The sequence below is a fragment of the Algoriphagus machipongonensis genome, assembly GCF_000166275.1.
Taxonomy (GTDB): domain Bacteria; phylum Bacteroidota; class Bacteroidia; order Cytophagales; family Cyclobacteriaceae; genus Algoriphagus; species Algoriphagus machipongonensis.
This window is the reverse complement of the sequence record NZ_CM001023.1, coordinates 350,589-367,365: the sequence shown is the minus strand read 5'-3', so window position 1 is coordinate 367,365 and position 16,777 is coordinate 350,589. Positions and strand designations below refer to the sequence as shown.

The window sequence follows — 16,777 nt, the reverse complement described above, 5'->3', positions numbered from 1 at the left end:
TTAATTAGTTTGTATATCTGATTTTAAAAAGATGTAAGTTTTTACAGCTTTTGAATTGATCTTTTTTATTAGCTCTTTTTTGGCTTCATCCTCCAATTCATCGGAAAAATCAATTTCTATCTCTCTTGTGACGTTCAATATATTTCCGTCAAGTTTACTGACGATAGCAATGTTGTTTCCTTCCTCCTGAAAATACAGAGGCTCCAAACTTGACTCTGGCGTCAGGTTATCACCTAAATCAATGCGAAATGAATCTGTTTTCACCAATCGATTGGACTGAAACATTTCTGGCTCTAAATCCCCCATAAATGACTTCAGAATAACCCTTTTGGAAGTATTTTGAGTAAACTTCTGAATGAATCCTTTGTAGCTGGTTTTGGCTACCGGGATAGAATCTTGATGTTGTAAATCAATCGAAAGGTCCGTTACAATTAAGCCTGAAACTGGTGAAGTTCTATTGAAAAAATCTTTTTGTTTTCTTTCATCCAGGTTGTTCTTCACGTACATTAAATCTTCTGCAAAATTGCCCTCAAATTGCATATCCGTTTCTATAAGAGCATTTCCTTGCGGGTCTATTTTAATGTTCGTTTCAGATTTTGATTGATTCCACTGAGCTTCCTTATAAGATGGAGTTTTGGTTAAATAGCCACCTCCTTTTGTAGTCACCAAAACATGTCGATCCTTAGTAAATGATCCTAAATAACCTGCAGGGAGTAAATTGGATGTACATTCTAACCAAATCGGATCCTTGTCAGTAGGAACTTGTAGTATCACATGATTAAACTGATTTGAAGGAAAATCTACCTCAATATCCTCTTCATCTTCACCCGCAAATACCAAGGTATAATTTGAGTCAATTCCTACTTCAGCAAGCATGGCCTTCATAATATTGGATAATCCTTTACAATCCCCATAAGCATACTTGGCTACTTCTTCAGAACTCATGGTTTGCCATCCACCAATACCTAACTGAATACTCACATATCTAAAGTTTTGCTGGAGGTAAGTATATAAAACCTCTACCTTCTCATAGGAACTTTCTAGCTCATCCGTCAGTGCATGAATTTTCTTTTTCAGGTCTTCTGGTAGCTGGTCCCGGCCTTCATTTAGTTTGTAAAGCCAATCCGCTAAACCTGACCAATCCCCCATTTCCCCAGAGTACTCCTCCATCCCAAATTTTACAGGAGCAATTAATAATCTATGATCATCTTCTTCTTCGAAATCTGGCTCTTGAATCGGAAGGTCAGTTTCTTCCCAGGTGATGGAAACCATACCATCCTCTTCCTTTTCCTCTCTGGTACCCAAGAGGTTTAACTCTTTATACCGAAGTCCTATCTCTTTTGGGTAATTAACAGTAATGCTTGAATTTTTTATTTTTTGATTATACCTATGAACGGGTATCCATGTCCTCAGAAAAAAATTGCTGCTGGATTTGGTCTCGGTGATGATCTTAATCTTTATAGGAAACACCCCACTTTTAACCTCATAATATTTCCTCCGATTATCGTCAAAAACACTAGAAGTCGAGTAAATCGCCACATCACTCATGTCTCGCAATTTGGCTTTTTCTAAGGTTTTCCCAGTTTTGGGATTAATGACCTCAAGCTGAAAATTTTCAATTTTACTCAATCGATCATAGGATAATGAAGTATAGGCATGATCTAATCCTTCATTTGAAAAAACAGTAATTGTTCTTTCATTATAATATTTGACTTCAAAATCTTTAGTGACCGTAATCACCTGTTTTTCTGTAAGTTCAGAGTATATATCAACAGAATCTTTTGCAGAACAAAAAGCAGTTTCAGAAATAAAACTTAGAAAGATAAGGACAAGGAAACAATGATTGTTCATGCAAAATAAATTGGAATTATTCGCGTTGAAATTAAATAAAAAGGTGAAAAACTAATCTATTTTTATATTATTTATTTCAGAAATAATTCCTTTAGTTTCAATAGCTCTGACTATCAGCTTTTTATATTTTTTTTAGGAAATTTCTCCTTGTAAATCCCAACAAAAGTTCCCTATTTTGAATTTTTACGAAATAATATAGGAATGAGCGCAATAGAAATAGGAAGTTTCGAAGAATTTGAAGCCTACAGTGGACAAGAACTTGGAACCTCCGAATATTTTCAAATCTCCCAAAATCAAATCAATCTTTTTGCAGACGCTACCCATGATCACCAGTGGATACACACAGATCCTGAGCGCGCTAAATCCGAAGGTGCTTTCGGAAATACCATTGCGCATGGGTACTTGACTTTAAGTATTGTTCCTCATCTTTGGGAACAAATTTTAAAAGTGAATAACCTAAAAATGATGATCAATTATGGAATTGAAAATTTTAGGTTTGCTCATCCCGTTCTTGTGAATGATCAAGTTAGGTTGGTTGCCAACTTGAAATCTGTTGTGAATCTTAGAGGAACGGTCAAGGCAGAAGTCTCTGTAAAATTAGAAATTAAGGATCAGAGAAAACCTGCCTTTACAGGAGTGCTGGTCTTCCTTTACCACTTTAAATAATTACTAGCCATTATCATAAAATGAAATTGAAGCTAATAAAAGTTAGTTTTTTATAGGTTTGTTCTTTTAAATAAAATTGTTGCGCCTCCTTGTTTGAGCGTCATTTCACCTTTTTCAGGATCAAAAATCATCGTAGCTCCTGCCTGGACAAATTCAAAAACATGATTTCCTCTGGCCTCTAATGGAGTCTCTGGTTGACCAGTAGCCTTGGCAATCAAGGTATTCCCTTCTTTTGAGAAGGTCATTTTAAGTGGGATTTGGTCTGAAGCATATTCCCCTAAATACTGATCCAACTCATCCTCTGTTAACGTTGCTGTTTGGAACGACGGGATTTTAACCTCTCTTCCAAACTGAGTATCCAGTATCGCAAGAATAATAGTATTGTTGTTATAATTGCTGCCGTTTGATAAAATACAAATCGTAACTTCTTCCGAGGGTAAATAGCCTAACATAGATGAAAAACCATCAATCCCCCCATTATGACCATAGGCTTTCTTCTCATAATATGGAAACTGGAACATTCCCCTTCCATATCCATCTTTTATTTCTTTCATCAATCCTAAACTTTCATCGGAAATGAGTTTTCCAGAAAAAAGACCTTCGATGAAATTCCCTAGATCCTCTGTGGTGGAAACTATGGCTCCCGCCCCCAATGGGATAGACATGTCTGTAACCTGCTCTTTTTGCCAACCATTCTCAAAAGAATAGGAGCTGGCTTCATTTGATCCTTTCCCTTGGCCAACTAAAGTATGTTCTAATCGCAAAGGCTTAGTGATTCTTTCCTTTACTAATTCCCGATAAGATTCATCATACACCCCCTCCAAAATAAAGGTGAGTAAGACAAAATTGGAATTACTGTACTCTCCCTTGGTATCAGGTTCGAAATCACTTCCTCCCTCTTTGATGATTTCTATGAGCTGTTCACGCGTTTGAGGACTTGTGAAATAGGTGTCATATAAATCATCATTAGTAAAATTATGAATACCGCTTCTATGTTGGAGAAGCATGCTAATTGTTATTTGATCCGAATTTTCGATTTCAGGAATAAATTCAGAAAGTTTTTGATCCAGTTTCAACTTGCCTTCTTCTACCGCTTGTAAAACAAGTACCGTCGTAAACATTTTGGTGATGGAACCCACTCTGAATTGTGTATCCTCCTCTAACTTTACCCCCTCTTCAATATCTTTAAAGCCCAAGGAACGGGCATAAAGAACTTCTCCATTTCCCTTCAAAAGTACATTACCCATAAACTTGTTATGGACTTCCAGAGAATCAAAATACTGATCCAGTTTATTGAAATCTTGAGCAATCAGAGTAGCTGCACTGATCAGGTAAAGAAATAAAGAGTAGATAATCCGTTGTTGCATATCATTATGAATTCAGTGAATATAAAAAAAAATCCTCCTTGGGTTACAAGGAGGATGCGAAGGTTTAATTCAATCTGTCTCTCTCTTCGGAGCTTCCTGTGCTTTTATTCACTCTGAAGCTTTCACCTTTGGAGAATCTGTATCTCAATGTAAATCTCACACCTTGATTACTTCTATATTGTCTGAATGAAGTATCGATGTCCGCAAAATCTACTTTCGCTCGAATCACTTGGGTTCTAAACAAATCGGTTCCGTTGACAGCGATTGTTAGCTTATCCTTCATAATAGTCTTGGTCACACCAGCGTCAACCCAACCAAAACCTTTCAATTCTCCCTGACCCCAAATCTGCGGGCCTAGGTACATTCCCACTACTTCTAGCTTGAACCCTTTAGGAAGATTGACATTATGCTGTGTTCTAACCATAAATGAGGTCTGCTCAGTGTCTAAGTAATCATCGCCTATTAGCGACTTATATCTGTTGTAATTTACCTGCAACATATTAGAAGTTCCCCACCATTCGCGAATCTGAACCGGCACCATTGCTCTAAAATTGGCATTTCTTGTTTTGTCAAAATTATCGGTAAAGGTCGTCGTAGTTCTTTCCTCATCATCCTGAATAAACACCTGCATAAATGCATCCGTTGTTTCGCTATAGCCTAAGGTGAATTGGTATGCTCCTTTCACCACATGATTCATTTCAAAGTTATTGGAATACTGAGGTTTCAAATTAGGATTTCCTCGCTCTGATGTCAACGGATCAATGTAGTAAACGAATGGATTCAAGAGTCTATAATTTGGTCTAGTAATCCTTCTATTGGCATTATAAACGATCTGATAGTTATCACTCACCTTATGCTGAAGAAAAGCACTTGGGAATAGGTTAAAATAATTTTGCGTATTGATTTGATCCAAGGTCACAGAATTACCCTCAATATCAGAAAACTCACCTCTTAACCCAGCTTGGTAACTCAATTTGTCAGAAATCTTTCCTTTAAAAGAAGCATAAGCTGCCAATACATTTTCATTGTATATAAAGTGGTTACTATTTGGGGTTGGCTCAAATGGACCATCTTCGATAGATAAAGTCAGGTCTAAGTTATTATCAGATTTAACCCAAGATCCTTTGACACCTGTCTCTAGGGTACCATTCCAGATAGGCTTTACAAAATCTACTTTTGCTGTGAAGATATTGTAATACATATCATTGATTGTATTCAATTTTCCACGCTCTCCATTCTCCACATCTTCGCCTTCCCAGGTCGTAGTACTCAATAATGATTCACTTCCGGAATTCATTCTGGTGAAATCTATATCCGCAGTGATCTTCGTTCCCAGAGTATCCAAATTCCCACCATAATGCAGGTTTCCAAAGTATCTATTCCCGCCACCTTTGGAATCATTGTATGAATCCAAAAATGTGTTTTCTGCAACACCTGGAGTACTAATAGCAGTTAAAGAAGGGTTGGTGGTTACATTGTCAAAGTCAGAAGCTTGAATATTCAGTCCAATATTATGGTCAGAATTGATCTCATAATTTGCTGCTCCATTGAAAAACAAATTCTTGTTTCTCTGTCTAATTCTTGATTCCTGCATGAAATTGGACACTCCCTCCAGCACATCAAAATTCCTCTCAATATCCAATTCATTCAAATTGGCATTGTGATTATAGTTCAAATCAGCATTAGTAGACCATTTTCCTTTTTTAACATTCAAGGAAACTCCTGCAATCGGGGCCCAAAAACCATTGTATTGACCACCCGCCTGTACATTTCCAAAAATCCCATCTACGGTATTTTTCTTTAAGACGATGTTGATCACACCTGCAGAACCTTCTGCATCGAATCTTGCAGATGGATTGTTGATAACCTCAATGCTTTTGATGTTATCAGCTGGCATCGCTCTCAGGAAGTTGGCCAGGTCGGTAGCACTCATATAAGTTTGACGATCGTTGATCATGACCACCACACCACTTCGGCCATTAAGATTGATTATTCCATCCTGATCAACATAGATACCCGGAGATCTGCCGATTACATCCAGAGCGGTTGAACCTTCAGCCATTACTGTACCTTCAACATTGACAACCGTCTTATCAGGCTGAATAATAATTTCAGGGCGAGTAGACCTAACAGTTACCTCTTCCAAACCAGTGGCTTCATCTTGGATCTGGACTTCGCCCATTTCTTTGATCAACCCAGGTTTTAATTGAAAAGGCTCTGATTCAAATGGTTTAAATCCAATGGAAGAGATCACCAATTTCACTTCAGAGGTTTTGGTGGATTCTACAATGAATCTTCCTTCCTCGTCAGAAACAGTACCATCAACCAAGTGCCCATCACCGATGGCGATCAAAGCAACATTGGCATAAGGGACAGCTTGTCCATTCTGATCCAGAATCTTCCCTGAAATTTTACTGATATCTTTTGCGGCTAGATTACTTAACCCTAGCATATAGATGAAAAGGGTTAAAAAAAACAAGTTGGTAGTTTTCATTACTATGAAATATGTGTGTTGATTTCAACCATGCAATGAAAACGGGATGCCAATCCTAAAAAATTGCCCAAAATGCCTAAAAAGCGACTTTTTAAAAGTGGACAGAAAAAGACATGTATCGAAAACGAACACTTAATCGATCATTATTCAACAAAAAACCCCGACATTTCTGCCGGGGTTTTCTCTATTTTTTTCAATTATTACTTCGCAGCAGCATATCTTTTACTTACTGCATCCCAATCAATCACATTCCAAAATGCATTGATATAATCAGGTCTTCTGTTTTGGTAATTTAGGTAATATGCGTGCTCCCACACATCCAATCCTAGGATAGGAGTTCCAGGGCATTCAGCAACATCCATCAAAGGATTATCCTGATTTGGAGAAGAGCAAACACAAAGCTCTTTTTTGGTATCGATGCAAAGCCATGCCCAACCAGAACCAAATCTAGTAGCTGCGGCTTTGTTGAATGTTTCTTTAAAAGCTGCAAAAGATCCAAATTTAGCGCTTATCGAGTCCGCAAGCTCGCCTGTTGGCTCACCACCTCCATCAGGAGAAAGGATAGACCAGAAAAGAGAGTGGTTGAAGTGACCTCCACCGTTATTTCTTACTGCAGTATTAGATCCTGCAATCTTTAAAAGTTCCTCGAGAGATTTGCCCTCAAGATCAGTTCCTTCCACTGCTTTATTCAAATTAGTCACATATCCATTGTGATGCTTTGAATGGTGGATTTCCATTGTTTTCGCATCGATGTTAGGTTCTAGCGCATCGTATGCATAAGGTAATGAAGGAAGTTCAAAAGCCATATTGTTAAAATTTAAGGTTAAACGATTAAAATTTAATTCTTTCAAATAGTCTGTCTATGAAACTGGCAGAAAAGAAAAAAAATTCCATGAAATTCAAATTCCTTTTACTTTCTCAGTTTTTTAAAAAAATCTAAGATCAACTGTTCGGATTCTTCTCGAAAAGGACCTTGAAAAACTTTTGTTTTTGGATGCAAAATCTCAGGATTGCTTTTTCTATAGCCTCTCTTCTCATCCTGAGCGGCATAATGTACTTCTCCAATTTGAGACCAAAAAAGAGCCCCAGCACACATCGTACAAGGCTCTAAGGTAACATAAAGCTTACAATCGTTGAGATATTTTGCTCCCATATAATTCGCAGCCGAAGTGATTGCTAACATTTCGGCATGCGCGGTGACATCATTGAGCTTTTCGGTTTGATTATAGGCTCTCGCAATGATCCTATTTTTCAATACAATGACTGCTCCAACAGGTATCTCTCCTTCTTCGAATGCTATTTTGGCCTGTTTTAAGGCCTCATTCATGTAATATTCTTTTGTGAATAACTCCAAATCCTATTAGAAGAAAATAGCTATAATCTCGTCTCTAACTCCCTTGTTGATGATAACAGCCAATATCAATGAAATCACTAAACCAATCATTGCTTTGAAAACATCCTTTCTGGCAAGTGTCACAGCTCTTATTAACCAAGCTTTTCTCTTGTTGGATTTATCATGCTTTCCAATGGCAATTGCCAATTCTCTACCACCTAACAATCCGATAAATACCCAGGTAGTACTCATAGGTACATGGCTATAAAGTTTAAAGTAGAAAAGGATAACCGCATAGACCAAATCCACAATGGTTGCAGCTCTGACGTCTGTTACATTGGTTTTCTCATTGACAATACCTTGAATTTTATCTCCTTTTAGATAAAATAGGAATCCAAGTCCTACGAATACGAAGCCGGTATAAACGGAGAATTCTAATACAGATAATTGTCTAGGTAAAAATACAGCAATATTGGCAGCATCCTGCATGATCCAAACTGCCCAAAGTGTTCCTGATGTCAACCACTGAAGTATGTACCAATACGGTTTTGCTTTCCCCTTTAAATAATTGGCGACAAACCGCTCTAAAACAAACCAAACAACAATAGCTATAGTAAATGCCAATAGATAGCCTACAAAGCTTTTGAACATCACACTTACGATGGTTCCTGCACTATAGGTAAACACATTGAGCAAAAGGAAAGTCGTAGAAACCGGCATCCTCAAGCGGGTCATAATCAATAAGACAATAGGAGCCGCTATTTGGAGGAAAACAAAGCTTTCAGGTGCTTTCTCCAATCCTTTGGTACTCAATCGTTGGTAACTGACATCGCCGTCAAAAGCAAACCAACTGTACGTGACTGTTGCCACAAAGATCAATCCCATAAAAAGCCAAAGCCAATACCATTTTCGGGATTGGTTGGATGCGATAAATGTACCGATCGTCTGAATACTATCATTAGCAATTGCTGAATAGGCCGCCAATGCAAAGCCAAACCACATGGCCGCATAAGTATAGGGTGTAATTAATCCAGCGATTGAGATCAAAATACAAATCCCCAGCAGGAATTGTTTTTCTTTTTTAGCGAAATCAAAAAGTGAGTAGGCCGTTTTACTTAACTTCTCCTGATTGATATTTTGATCTAAATTCTTTTTCTTCTTAGCCATGGCTATGAGTTCGTTTTTCTTTTGGAGCCCAAAATTAAGGAAGATAATTTTCCTAGAGTGTTAAGAAATTGTTAAGTAAGGGCAAATTCTTCTTTATTCCTCATGTTTTCTCTTGCAAATCGCAAAAAAATTTCAACTTTTGCCAATTATTTTAATAAAAATTTGGGTTTACTTGTTTATAGTTGTAATAAGAGCCCAAAAGTTTTGTTAATCTGTAAAGGGTAATACTAGGGAATGGACTTATTAGATCAGGAAAAACCTGTAGCCAACAAGCCAAAAAGCTTTATTTTAATGCTTTTGGCTATCGTATTATTCATTTTTTCAATTGATCTGTTGACGGTGGCCATGGGACAGCTCAATAATTCTGTCGCCAGCAACATTTTAATGGCTACCCGAAACCCCTTCGTCAGTTTATTCATTGGTTTGCTGATGACTGCACTGTTACAGAGTAGTTCTACAGTGACCTCCAGTATTGTAGCCATAGTCGCTGCGGGAAATATCAGTTTGGAACAGGCGGTACCTATGGTGATGGGAGCAAATATTGGTACCACCCTAACCTCTACATTGGTTTCTTTCTCTTATATCATGAAGAAGAAACACTTTAAAAGAGCTATATCCGCAGGGGTCTTGCACGATTTGTTCAATATTATCACTGTGGCAATCCTCTTTCCTTTAGAGCTATATTTTAAATTCTTATCAAAAATTGCTCATCAACTTGCCTCCCTATTCCTAACAGGAGAAAGTTACTCTGGCGGATTTGGATACAACAAAGTATTCACCAGACCCCTGACAGAGTGGATTTCGGAAGTTTTACAGATCCCCTTCCTGACTTTAGTCATTGCTATCTTCTTGGTTTTTGGGGCGATCAAATTGCTTTCTTCCGCCGTCTATAAAGCTTTTGTCCTTGACAGCTTTCAAAGCATCAACAACATGGTGTTTAAAAAGCCCTACTTGGCATTCATCTATGGGACCTTTTTTACAGCGGCAGTCCAGTCCAGCACGGTAACCACATCATTGGTGGTTCCTTTGGTAGCCAATAAAAAAGTCTCGCTAAAAAAGGCATTCCCTTTTATCATAGGAGCAAACATTGGAACGACCATCACCGCTGCCATTGCTGCTATCTATAAAACCGAAGCAGCCATTGCCTTGGCCTTCGTCCACTTCCTATTTAATTTCTTTGGAGCATTAATCTTTTTACCCTTTCCGGGAATTAGAAACATTCCTGTCACCTTGGCGAAATATATGGGGAGAAAGTCAGTACAAACTCGATTCATCGGCTTTGCATATATCTTACTGACCTTCTTTATTATTCCATTTTTGCTGATTTACTTCAGCACCTAAAGTATTTGGTTTCTCCACTCCTCGAGGAGTTTCTTGGCTGAGCTAGTTCCAATTCGATCAGCACCGGCTTGTATCAATTGCTGTGCAAAATCAAACGTTTTTATTCCCCCAGAGGCCTTAATCCCCACATTGGAAGAAAGCGTTGATCGCATGATCTGAATATCTTCTACTTTGGCTCCGCCTGATGCAAAACCCGTCGATGTTTTAACGAAATCAGCTCCTGCATCCTGACAAATCAAACAAGCATCCCTCATTTGATCTTTTGTGAGGTTAGCAGTTTCTATAATTACTTTTAGTATCCTTCCTTCCTCATGGCAAATCTTTGAAATCTGGGCAATCTCGATTTTGGGCCAATTCATCCCTGAATGAAATGCCGTCTGAGACCAAACCAGATCAAGTTCATCTGCCCCTTGCCGTATCGCCTCTTTTGTTTCAAAAACCTTGGTTCCAGTATCAGTATAGCCAAAAGGGAAGCCTATAACTGTGACCAATTGAATATCTTCTTCTTGAAGCTCTCTATTAACTTTTTTGACCCAGAAAGGAGGAACACATACCCCGACAAACTGCTCTTCAATTGCCTCACGAACCAAGCTATTCACTTCTTGTTCATTCATCGTAGCACTCAGAAGGGTAGATTCTAAAAATCTTTGAAAATTTTTCATAGTGACAATTTATACCCCCTTTACATAGTCATTGAGGTACATAAACTCCAAAGTTAAGTCCCCATCTCTCGCGATGGTAGCTCCTTCCAAAATAGGTGAAAACTCCTTATTCAATTCAGGGATGACCCATTGGGTTAATTGCTTGCCAAAAGCTGCACTTGACTCTCTAGGTAATTCACAAGGAAGGTTATCTATCGCCATGACAGAAATGCTAGTTTGGCTTCCAAAAGCCTCAATAACTTCTCCTGTCTCCCTTTCAACGTCAAATACTGGTTCTTGAATATTTGAAGCTTGCAAGGTGGTAGGAACAGATCCATGGATATCACAGGATACATCCGCTATCACAGAAATGGCAAAATCCGGGTTATCGATTTCATTCAATTGAAATAATCGTGGAGCACCTGGATTCCAAAAATGAGTGGAAATCATGATCTCACTGACCTCAGCAAATTTCATAAAATGGCTTTCATACCTCTCTGGGAAGCTATAAAACTCTTCTTTATCATATCCTCCATCGGATTTTCTACGATTAAAATCCTCCGATTTTAAAACCAAAAAGCAAGGCTCTTCAAAATACTGATGAAGAAAATCATGGATAGAGACTTCTCTAATCCCAAGTTCTTTTAAAATTTCAATTGCTCCATTTCCAACTCTTCCGGAACCTGTCACCACGATTTTTACTGGTGGAAGCTGCACCTTTTTCAATTCATCATGAAGTTCTTTTCGATCTTGACATTGAAAAGCTCTTTTGATATCGAAGAGTCCAGTTTTTTTTCCATAAGTCCAAAAAGCATTGTAAGCTCCAACTATTCCAGCCCACCTTCCAAAAGCTACCACTCGCTTTCCTGATTCATCTTTTAATGCTTCATAATCCAGCAAGCGAATATTTTTTTCTAGAATAGTCTGCAGTAGCTTTCTGTTGTACGGCTGCATTTTGATGGTGTGAGAGAAAAAGAAATAGGATTTCCCTTCCATCAAATCAGAGATAGGCACCTCTTTAACCCCAAAAATCACATCACATTCCTGAAGATTATCCACCACTTCTATACCTGCCTCCGCATATTCTTGATCTGAATAAGATCGATGGGGACTAGACTGCACCTGAAAAGTAAATTGTCCTTCAAATCCATTCTGGATATATTGAAGTTGCTCAGGTATAAATGGTGTACGCCGGTCGGGAAAGTTTTTACCTTCACGGATAATTCCGATTTTCATAAAAATTAGGTTATCGGGTAATCATACTACAAATGGACTATGCATGGTTGGTACTCTTTTGGAGTATCTTTTATTTCTTACACAGCCTCTTCGCTTCTGCCAAGATAAAAAGAAATCTAAAAGCTGTATCCCCAAGTCGGATGAAAAGATACCGTCTTTTCTATTCTTTATTTTCATTTCTTGGTTTTGCCTGGATTCTCATTTATTCGGCCATGTTTCCAAGTCAGCTTATCATCCCTTTAAGCCCTCTTACCACCTATTTTGGGTACCTTTTGGCAACTTTCGGAACAATCATAGCGATCAAGTCAAGCAAACAAATTCAACTTAAGAAATTTTTGGGGCTTAGTACTCCCGAAAGCCAACCTTCTTTGGTTACTTCAGGACTTTATTCCAGAACCCGACACCCTTTGTACGTAGGGCTAGTCTTAATCTTTATTGGCTATCTTTTTGTCGCTGGACAGCTTACCTCATTGATCCACCTGCTATGTCTATTGGTATACCTTCCCTTTGGGATTTATTATGAAGAAAAAAATATGCTGGCAACTTTTGGGGAGGCCTATCAAAAATATCAGAAAGAAGTTCCTGTTTTCTTTCCCAGGATATTCAAAAAAAAGAGGGCCTAAGCCCTCTTTATCTTTTATTAATCTATTCCTTTGAAATCTACGTCGAAAATCAGAACTGAATTGGCGGGTATCTTAAACCTTTCTTGGTCTCGATAGCCATAAGGAGATGGGATTACCAATCGAGCCTTACTTCCAGGGCGTAGTCTTCTGAAGGCAATATCCCAGCCGGTAATAACCTGGCCAGCCCCTAGTACAAAACTCAATACTGAATAATCTCTATCCTCATCATATATATCACTGTCTTGGGCTACAGATCTGATACTTGTGTCAAACAAGGATCCATCTTCCATCAGCGTACCGATGTAATCTGTATAAACCACAGTACTTCCAATCGGACGTGAACCTTCTCCTTCCTCCTGAACGATAATTACCACTCCGGAAGGATCATGGATCCTATATAAACTATCGATCTGGGCAGTATCCAAATAGGATACTATTTTCACAGAGTCAATTGCCAGATTGCCATCCACATCATAGGCAGGACCTGTATTGAATGGGTTATTTGGCTCACAGCTCATGAGTCCGAAAAATAGGCAGAGAAGTATTATAGGAAGGTATCTCATTGATTATTATTCTGTCGGACCTGGAATCACTTCCTTAAGGTCCATTTCGAAAATTAAAGGTGAATTTGCTGGAATATCTCCATTGGAGTTTCTACCATATCCTGAATCAGAAGGAATAAACACGGTTGCTTTATCTCCTTCTTCCATTTGAGCAATTCCATATTCAAATCCAAAGATTAAAGAACCAAGTCCCAATCTGAATTTCAAAGGAATATATTCTCTGGAGGAAGTGTAAATATTGTTATCCCTGGCCACTGTCTCGATAGAAGAATCAAATACTCTATCTGACAGCAACTTTCCTGTATAATCCACAACAAGCGTATCACCTAACTCTATTTCAACGCCGCTATCAGAAACTTCTTGCCAGATAATACGGATGCCATAAGTTGGGTCATTGTACTCCTTGACATTGGTCAAGTTGTTCGCCTCGATGTAATCATTGATTGCTGCAATATCTCGATCATAAATGACCTGAGCTGACTCTTGATCACTGACACAAGAAATCATCAAAGTGCTCAATAGCAATAGTGCAAATACGGGATAAAGATTAATTTTCATTTTGTTGGTATAGTTTTAAATGTCTCTTAATTCCGAGCGGAACTTTTATTCAACACCTGTAACTTCTACGTCGAATACCAAAATGGAGTTTGGTGGAATCATAGCTCCAGCACCGTTCTCTCCATAAGCAAGTGGAGAAGGAATAATGAATTTTCCTTTTGATCCATTTTTCAATAAAAGTAAACCTTCATCCCAACCTGGGATTACTTGACCCATTCCTACGTTAACAGGTAGAGGCTCATAAGGTCTGTTCTCATTGAAAATATCATTTTCCTTAGCTAGGTTTTCAATAGAAGTATCAAACATAGTTCCATCTAACAAATACCCAGCATAGTTTACATGCATAGTGGCACCTGCAGTAACGGCATCTCCTGTTCCTTCTTCTTCGATGACATAATAAAGACCGCTCTCAGTCTTATTCGCATCTAAACCCTTTTCCGCAACATATGCTTCAATAGTTTTTTCCTGCTCAAGCAAAAGTTCTTTGTTTCGCTCAGCTTTTTTACCTTCTTCTGCTTCCATTCTTTCATTAAAGAATGTCTCAATTTCTGTTTGGTCCATAATATCAAATGCTCCCAAATTTACTTTTACCACATCTGTAGTTTCTAAAGTAGGAGGTGTGTTTGGGCCGAAAATAATGCTAGCAGTAGATTCAAAAGCAATACTATCACCTTTGCGAAGATTTAAGAAAATCTCGTCCATTCCATTCGTAGGCTTGACAGAGTCATTTGCCATCATATAACCTGGAAAAGGCTGATTATCGGTTGAGTAAATCACAGAATCATCAGCAGTCGCAATCTTCAGGTTGTAAAGAAGAAACTCACCATTGGGAGCTTTTTCATCTCCTTCTTTGATAAAGGTGTATTCAATCCCATCTTTTTCGGTTACTTTCTTCTTTTGACAAGAGGAAAGGATAGACGTACCAAGCATCAGCACTAGGATAGCCAATAGGCTTCTGTTGTTTTTCATAAAATTAAAGTGATTTTCAAATTATCTTTTTTGGTAGGAATTAAGCTGGCTTTACTCTGCGCTGACAGTCTCAGCAGCAAAAAGCTCATCTTGATTTTCTTCCACCAATTTTTCAAAATGCTCTACAGTTTCTTTTAAACCAAGGTCTGACTTTCCTCCGGAAGCGTTTTTATGTCCTCCTCCATTGAAATATTTTGCTGCAAACTTATTAACAGCAACTTCACTGGATGATCTAAATGAGATTTTAATCCCATCTTCTCGCTCCGAAAACAAGGCAGCCACTTTTATGCCGTCCAAAGATAATGCATAATTGACCAATCCCTCAGTATCCCCGGTCTGGCTTTGATATTTTTTAAGATCTTTTTTACTGATCGCAAAGTAGGCAGTATGAAGATCTTCCCTTACCACCAATCTTCTGCTGATCGCAAATCCGATAAATTTCAATCGGTTGACTGAATTCGAATCATAAATCCAATTGGCAATCTGGGATCCATTGGCACCGAGTTCTATTAGCTCGGCAACAACCAGGTGAACATTTTTGGTGGTATTAGGATGTCTAAACCCACCGGTATCAGTCATGATACCTGCATATAGGCATTCTGAAATGTCTTTGTCGATCAATTTCTTATCCCCCAGCTCCACGATCAACTCGTAAACAAGTTCACAAGTAGCAGCAGCTTTCGTGCTGGAATATTCAAAATCTGCAAAATCTTCGGGATCTTGATGATGGTCTATGTTAACCACATATGCATCTGAATTCCGAATCATTTCTCCCAGTTCATTAACTCTGTGCAACACAGAGAAATCCAAACAAAAGATGATATCAGCTTCCTCTAACTTCTTGGTAGCAATTTTCTGATGTTCTGGTTTATTAAATTCCAGCACGTCATCATTGCCTTTCATCCAATTCAGGAAGGAAGGATAATCTGTAGGAGTCACTACACTTACATCATGCCCTTTCTTGATCAGGTAATTTGCCATACCTAATGAAGACCCCAATGCATCCGCGTCGGGCTTGACATGTGTGGTAATGAATATTTTTTTGGGGGATGAAATCTTTTTCTTAAATGAGGCTAATGCTTCCATTTATTTAGAATTAGCGGCCCTTTGGCTCTAAGTAAGTCGCAAAGGTCAGTAATTTTTTGACAAATCCCAACTTGTGCATTTCCTTGAAAATAAGCCTGATATGAGATAAATAATTTATAAAACTCGGAAGATGGATATAATTCTCCTATTTTTGCGCCCGAAATAAACCAATGTAAATACAAAACCCATGGCAACAAACAGAACATTTACCATGATCAAGCCGGATGCTTTTGCAGCTGGTAACTCAGGAGCCATCCTTAAAATGATTGAAGAAGCTGGATTCAAAATCGTAGCAATGAAAGCTACTCAATTGACTCCAACTCTTGCAGGTAAATTCTACGAAGTTCATAAAGAAAGACCTTTTTACGGAGATCTTTGCGCTTATATGTCCTCTGGACCTATTTTCGCTGCTATCTTGGAAAAAGATAATGCTGTAGAAGATTTTAGAAAATTAATTGGTGCTACTAACCCAGCTGATGCTGCAGAAGGTACTATCAGAAAGATTTTTGCTAAATCTATCGAAGCAAATGCAGTACACGGATCTGATTCTGATGAAAATGCAGCTATCGAAGGCTCATTCTTCTTCTCACAAACTGAAAGAATCGCATAATCTGTTACCCAATCGATTCTTTAAGGCACCTCCTCGGGGGTGCCTTTTTTGATTTTTGTCAATCTCATTTTTTTTTGTTTCCCTCCTAGCCTGAGAAGATTTTACTCCTTATATACGTATTTATACTTTATTTACTTACTAGTACATAGAATCATTCCCAGTTGCTTAAATATGCATTTAAGCCTCGATACACCCATATTTCATGAATTTCAAGGAAATAACATTACGTATTCCAACTTATTATTTTTAAGGTTTTTATTTTGATATACGTA

At 38.2% G+C, this 16,777-nt stretch carries 16 protein-coding genes; 4 read left to right on the top strand and 12 right to left on the bottom strand.

What is annotated here, in order from left to right; translation table 11 throughout:
- Positions 1–1,851, bottom strand: a complete 1,851-nt coding sequence (locus ALPR1_RS20155; protein WP_008197969.1) for a transglutaminase-like domain-containing protein — start codon at positions 1,849–1,851, stop codon at positions 1–3.
- Positions 1,852–2,052: 201 nt separating this feature from the next.
- Here ALPR1_RS20155 and ALPR1_RS01660 point away from each other — a divergent pair, with 201 nt between their 5' ends.
- Positions 2,053–2,517 carry a MaoC family dehydratase gene (locus ALPR1_RS01660; protein ID WP_008197968.1) on the top strand — a complete coding sequence of 155 codons (465 nt, stop codon included), beginning with the start codon at positions 2,053–2,055 and terminating at the stop codon, positions 2,515–2,517.
- A gap of 50 nt (positions 2,518–2,567) precedes the next feature.
- On the opposite strand, the gene ALPR1_RS01655 is transcribed toward ALPR1_RS01660, so the two are convergent.
- The 5 genes from ALPR1_RS01655 to ALPR1_RS01635 all read right to left on the bottom strand — a co-directional run bounded on the left by ALPR1_RS01655 (position 2,568) and on the right by ALPR1_RS01635 (position 8,878).
- Positions 2,568–3,884 (bottom strand): serine hydrolase domain-containing protein, encoded by a 1,317-nt coding sequence (locus ALPR1_RS01655; protein WP_008197967.1) that lies wholly within the window; start codon positions 3,882–3,884, stop codon positions 2,568–2,570.
- Positions 3,885–3,948: 64 nt separating this feature from the next.
- Complete coding sequence (locus ALPR1_RS01650) at positions 3,949–6,378, bottom strand: outer membrane beta-barrel protein (protein ID WP_008197966.1); 2,430 nt, start codon at positions 6,376–6,378, stop codon at positions 3,949–3,951.
- Between the two features lie 200 nt (positions 6,379–6,578).
- Positions 6,579–7,184, bottom strand: a complete 606-nt coding sequence (locus tag ALPR1_RS01645; protein ID WP_008197965.1) for a superoxide dismutase — start codon at positions 7,182–7,184, stop codon at positions 6,579–6,581.
- Positions 7,185–7,288: 104 nt separating this feature from the next.
- Complete coding sequence (locus ALPR1_RS01640; protein WP_040302455.1) at positions 7,289–7,705, bottom strand: nucleoside deaminase; 417 nt, start codon at positions 7,703–7,705, stop codon at positions 7,289–7,291.
- Positions 7,706–7,738: 33 nt separating this feature from the next.
- The gene (locus tag ALPR1_RS01635; RefSeq protein ID WP_008197962.1) at positions 7,739–8,878 is read right to left on the bottom strand and encodes a hypothetical protein; all 1,140 of its coding nucleotides are present in this window, start codon (positions 8,876–8,878) and stop codon (positions 7,739–7,741) included.
- Positions 8,879–9,112: 234 nt separating this feature from the next.
- Here ALPR1_RS01635 and ALPR1_RS01630 point away from each other — a divergent pair, with 234 nt between their 5' ends.
- The gene (locus tag ALPR1_RS01630; RefSeq protein WP_008197960.1) at positions 9,113–10,219 is read left to right on the top strand and encodes a Na/Pi symporter; all 1,107 of its coding nucleotides are present in this window, start codon (positions 9,113–9,115) and stop codon (positions 10,217–10,219) included.
- On the opposite strand, the gene deoC is transcribed toward ALPR1_RS01630, so the two are convergent.
- Both deoC and ALPR1_RS01620 read right to left on the bottom strand, forming a co-directional pair.
- Positions 10,216–10,881, bottom strand: a complete 666-nt coding sequence (gene deoC / locus ALPR1_RS01625) for a deoxyribose-phosphate aldolase (protein ID WP_008197958.1) — start codon at positions 10,879–10,881, stop codon at positions 10,216–10,218. The two genes, ALPR1_RS01630 and deoC, sit on opposite strands and share 4 nt — an antisense overlap.
- Before the next feature lie 9 nt (positions 10,882–10,890).
- Complete coding sequence (locus tag ALPR1_RS01620) at positions 10,891–12,096, bottom strand: NAD(P)-dependent oxidoreductase (RefSeq protein ID WP_008197957.1); 1,206 nt, start codon at positions 12,094–12,096, stop codon at positions 10,891–10,893.
- A 32-nt stretch (positions 12,097–12,128) separates the two neighbouring features.
- Between ALPR1_RS01620 and ALPR1_RS01615 the strand changes: the two genes are divergently transcribed.
- The gene (locus ALPR1_RS01615) at positions 12,129–12,719 is read left to right on the top strand and encodes a methyltransferase family protein (protein ID WP_040302452.1); all 591 of its coding nucleotides are present in this window, start codon (positions 12,129–12,131) and stop codon (positions 12,717–12,719) included.
- 17 nt (positions 12,720–12,736) lie between these two features.
- Here the strand turns inward: ALPR1_RS01615 and ALPR1_RS01610 are convergent, their stop codons facing one another.
- From ALPR1_RS01610 to ALPR1_RS01595, 4 genes are read right to left on the bottom strand one after another with little or no spacing between them, the layout of a single operon-like run.
- Positions 12,737–13,282, bottom strand: coding sequence for an FKBP-type peptidyl-prolyl cis-trans isomerase (locus ALPR1_RS01610; protein WP_040302451.1), 546 nt, complete (start codon positions 13,280–13,282; stop codon positions 12,737–12,739).
- Between the two features lie 6 nt (positions 13,283–13,288).
- Positions 13,289–13,840: an FKBP-type peptidyl-prolyl cis-trans isomerase gene (locus ALPR1_RS01605; RefSeq protein ID WP_040302449.1), complete on the bottom strand. Its 552-nt coding sequence runs from the start codon at positions 13,838–13,840 to the stop codon at positions 13,289–13,291.
- Between the two features lie 45 nt (positions 13,841–13,885).
- Positions 13,886–14,809 carry an FKBP-type peptidyl-prolyl cis-trans isomerase gene (locus ALPR1_RS01600; protein ID WP_008197953.1) on the bottom strand — a complete coding sequence of 308 codons (924 nt, stop codon included), beginning with the start codon at positions 14,807–14,809 and terminating at the stop codon, positions 13,886–13,888.
- A gap of 51 nt (positions 14,810–14,860) precedes the next feature.
- Complete coding sequence (locus tag ALPR1_RS01595; protein WP_008197951.1) at positions 14,861–15,895, bottom strand: DHH family phosphoesterase; 1,035 nt, start codon at positions 15,893–15,895, stop codon at positions 14,861–14,863.
- Between the two features lie 187 nt (positions 15,896–16,082).
- Between ALPR1_RS01595 and ALPR1_RS01590 the strand changes: the two genes are divergently transcribed.
- A complete protein-coding gene (locus tag ALPR1_RS01590) occupies positions 16,083–16,505 on the top strand; it encodes a nucleoside-diphosphate kinase (RefSeq protein ID WP_008197949.1) in 423 nt (140 codons plus the stop codon).
- The last annotated feature ends 272 nt before the right edge of the window (positions 16,506–16,777 follow it).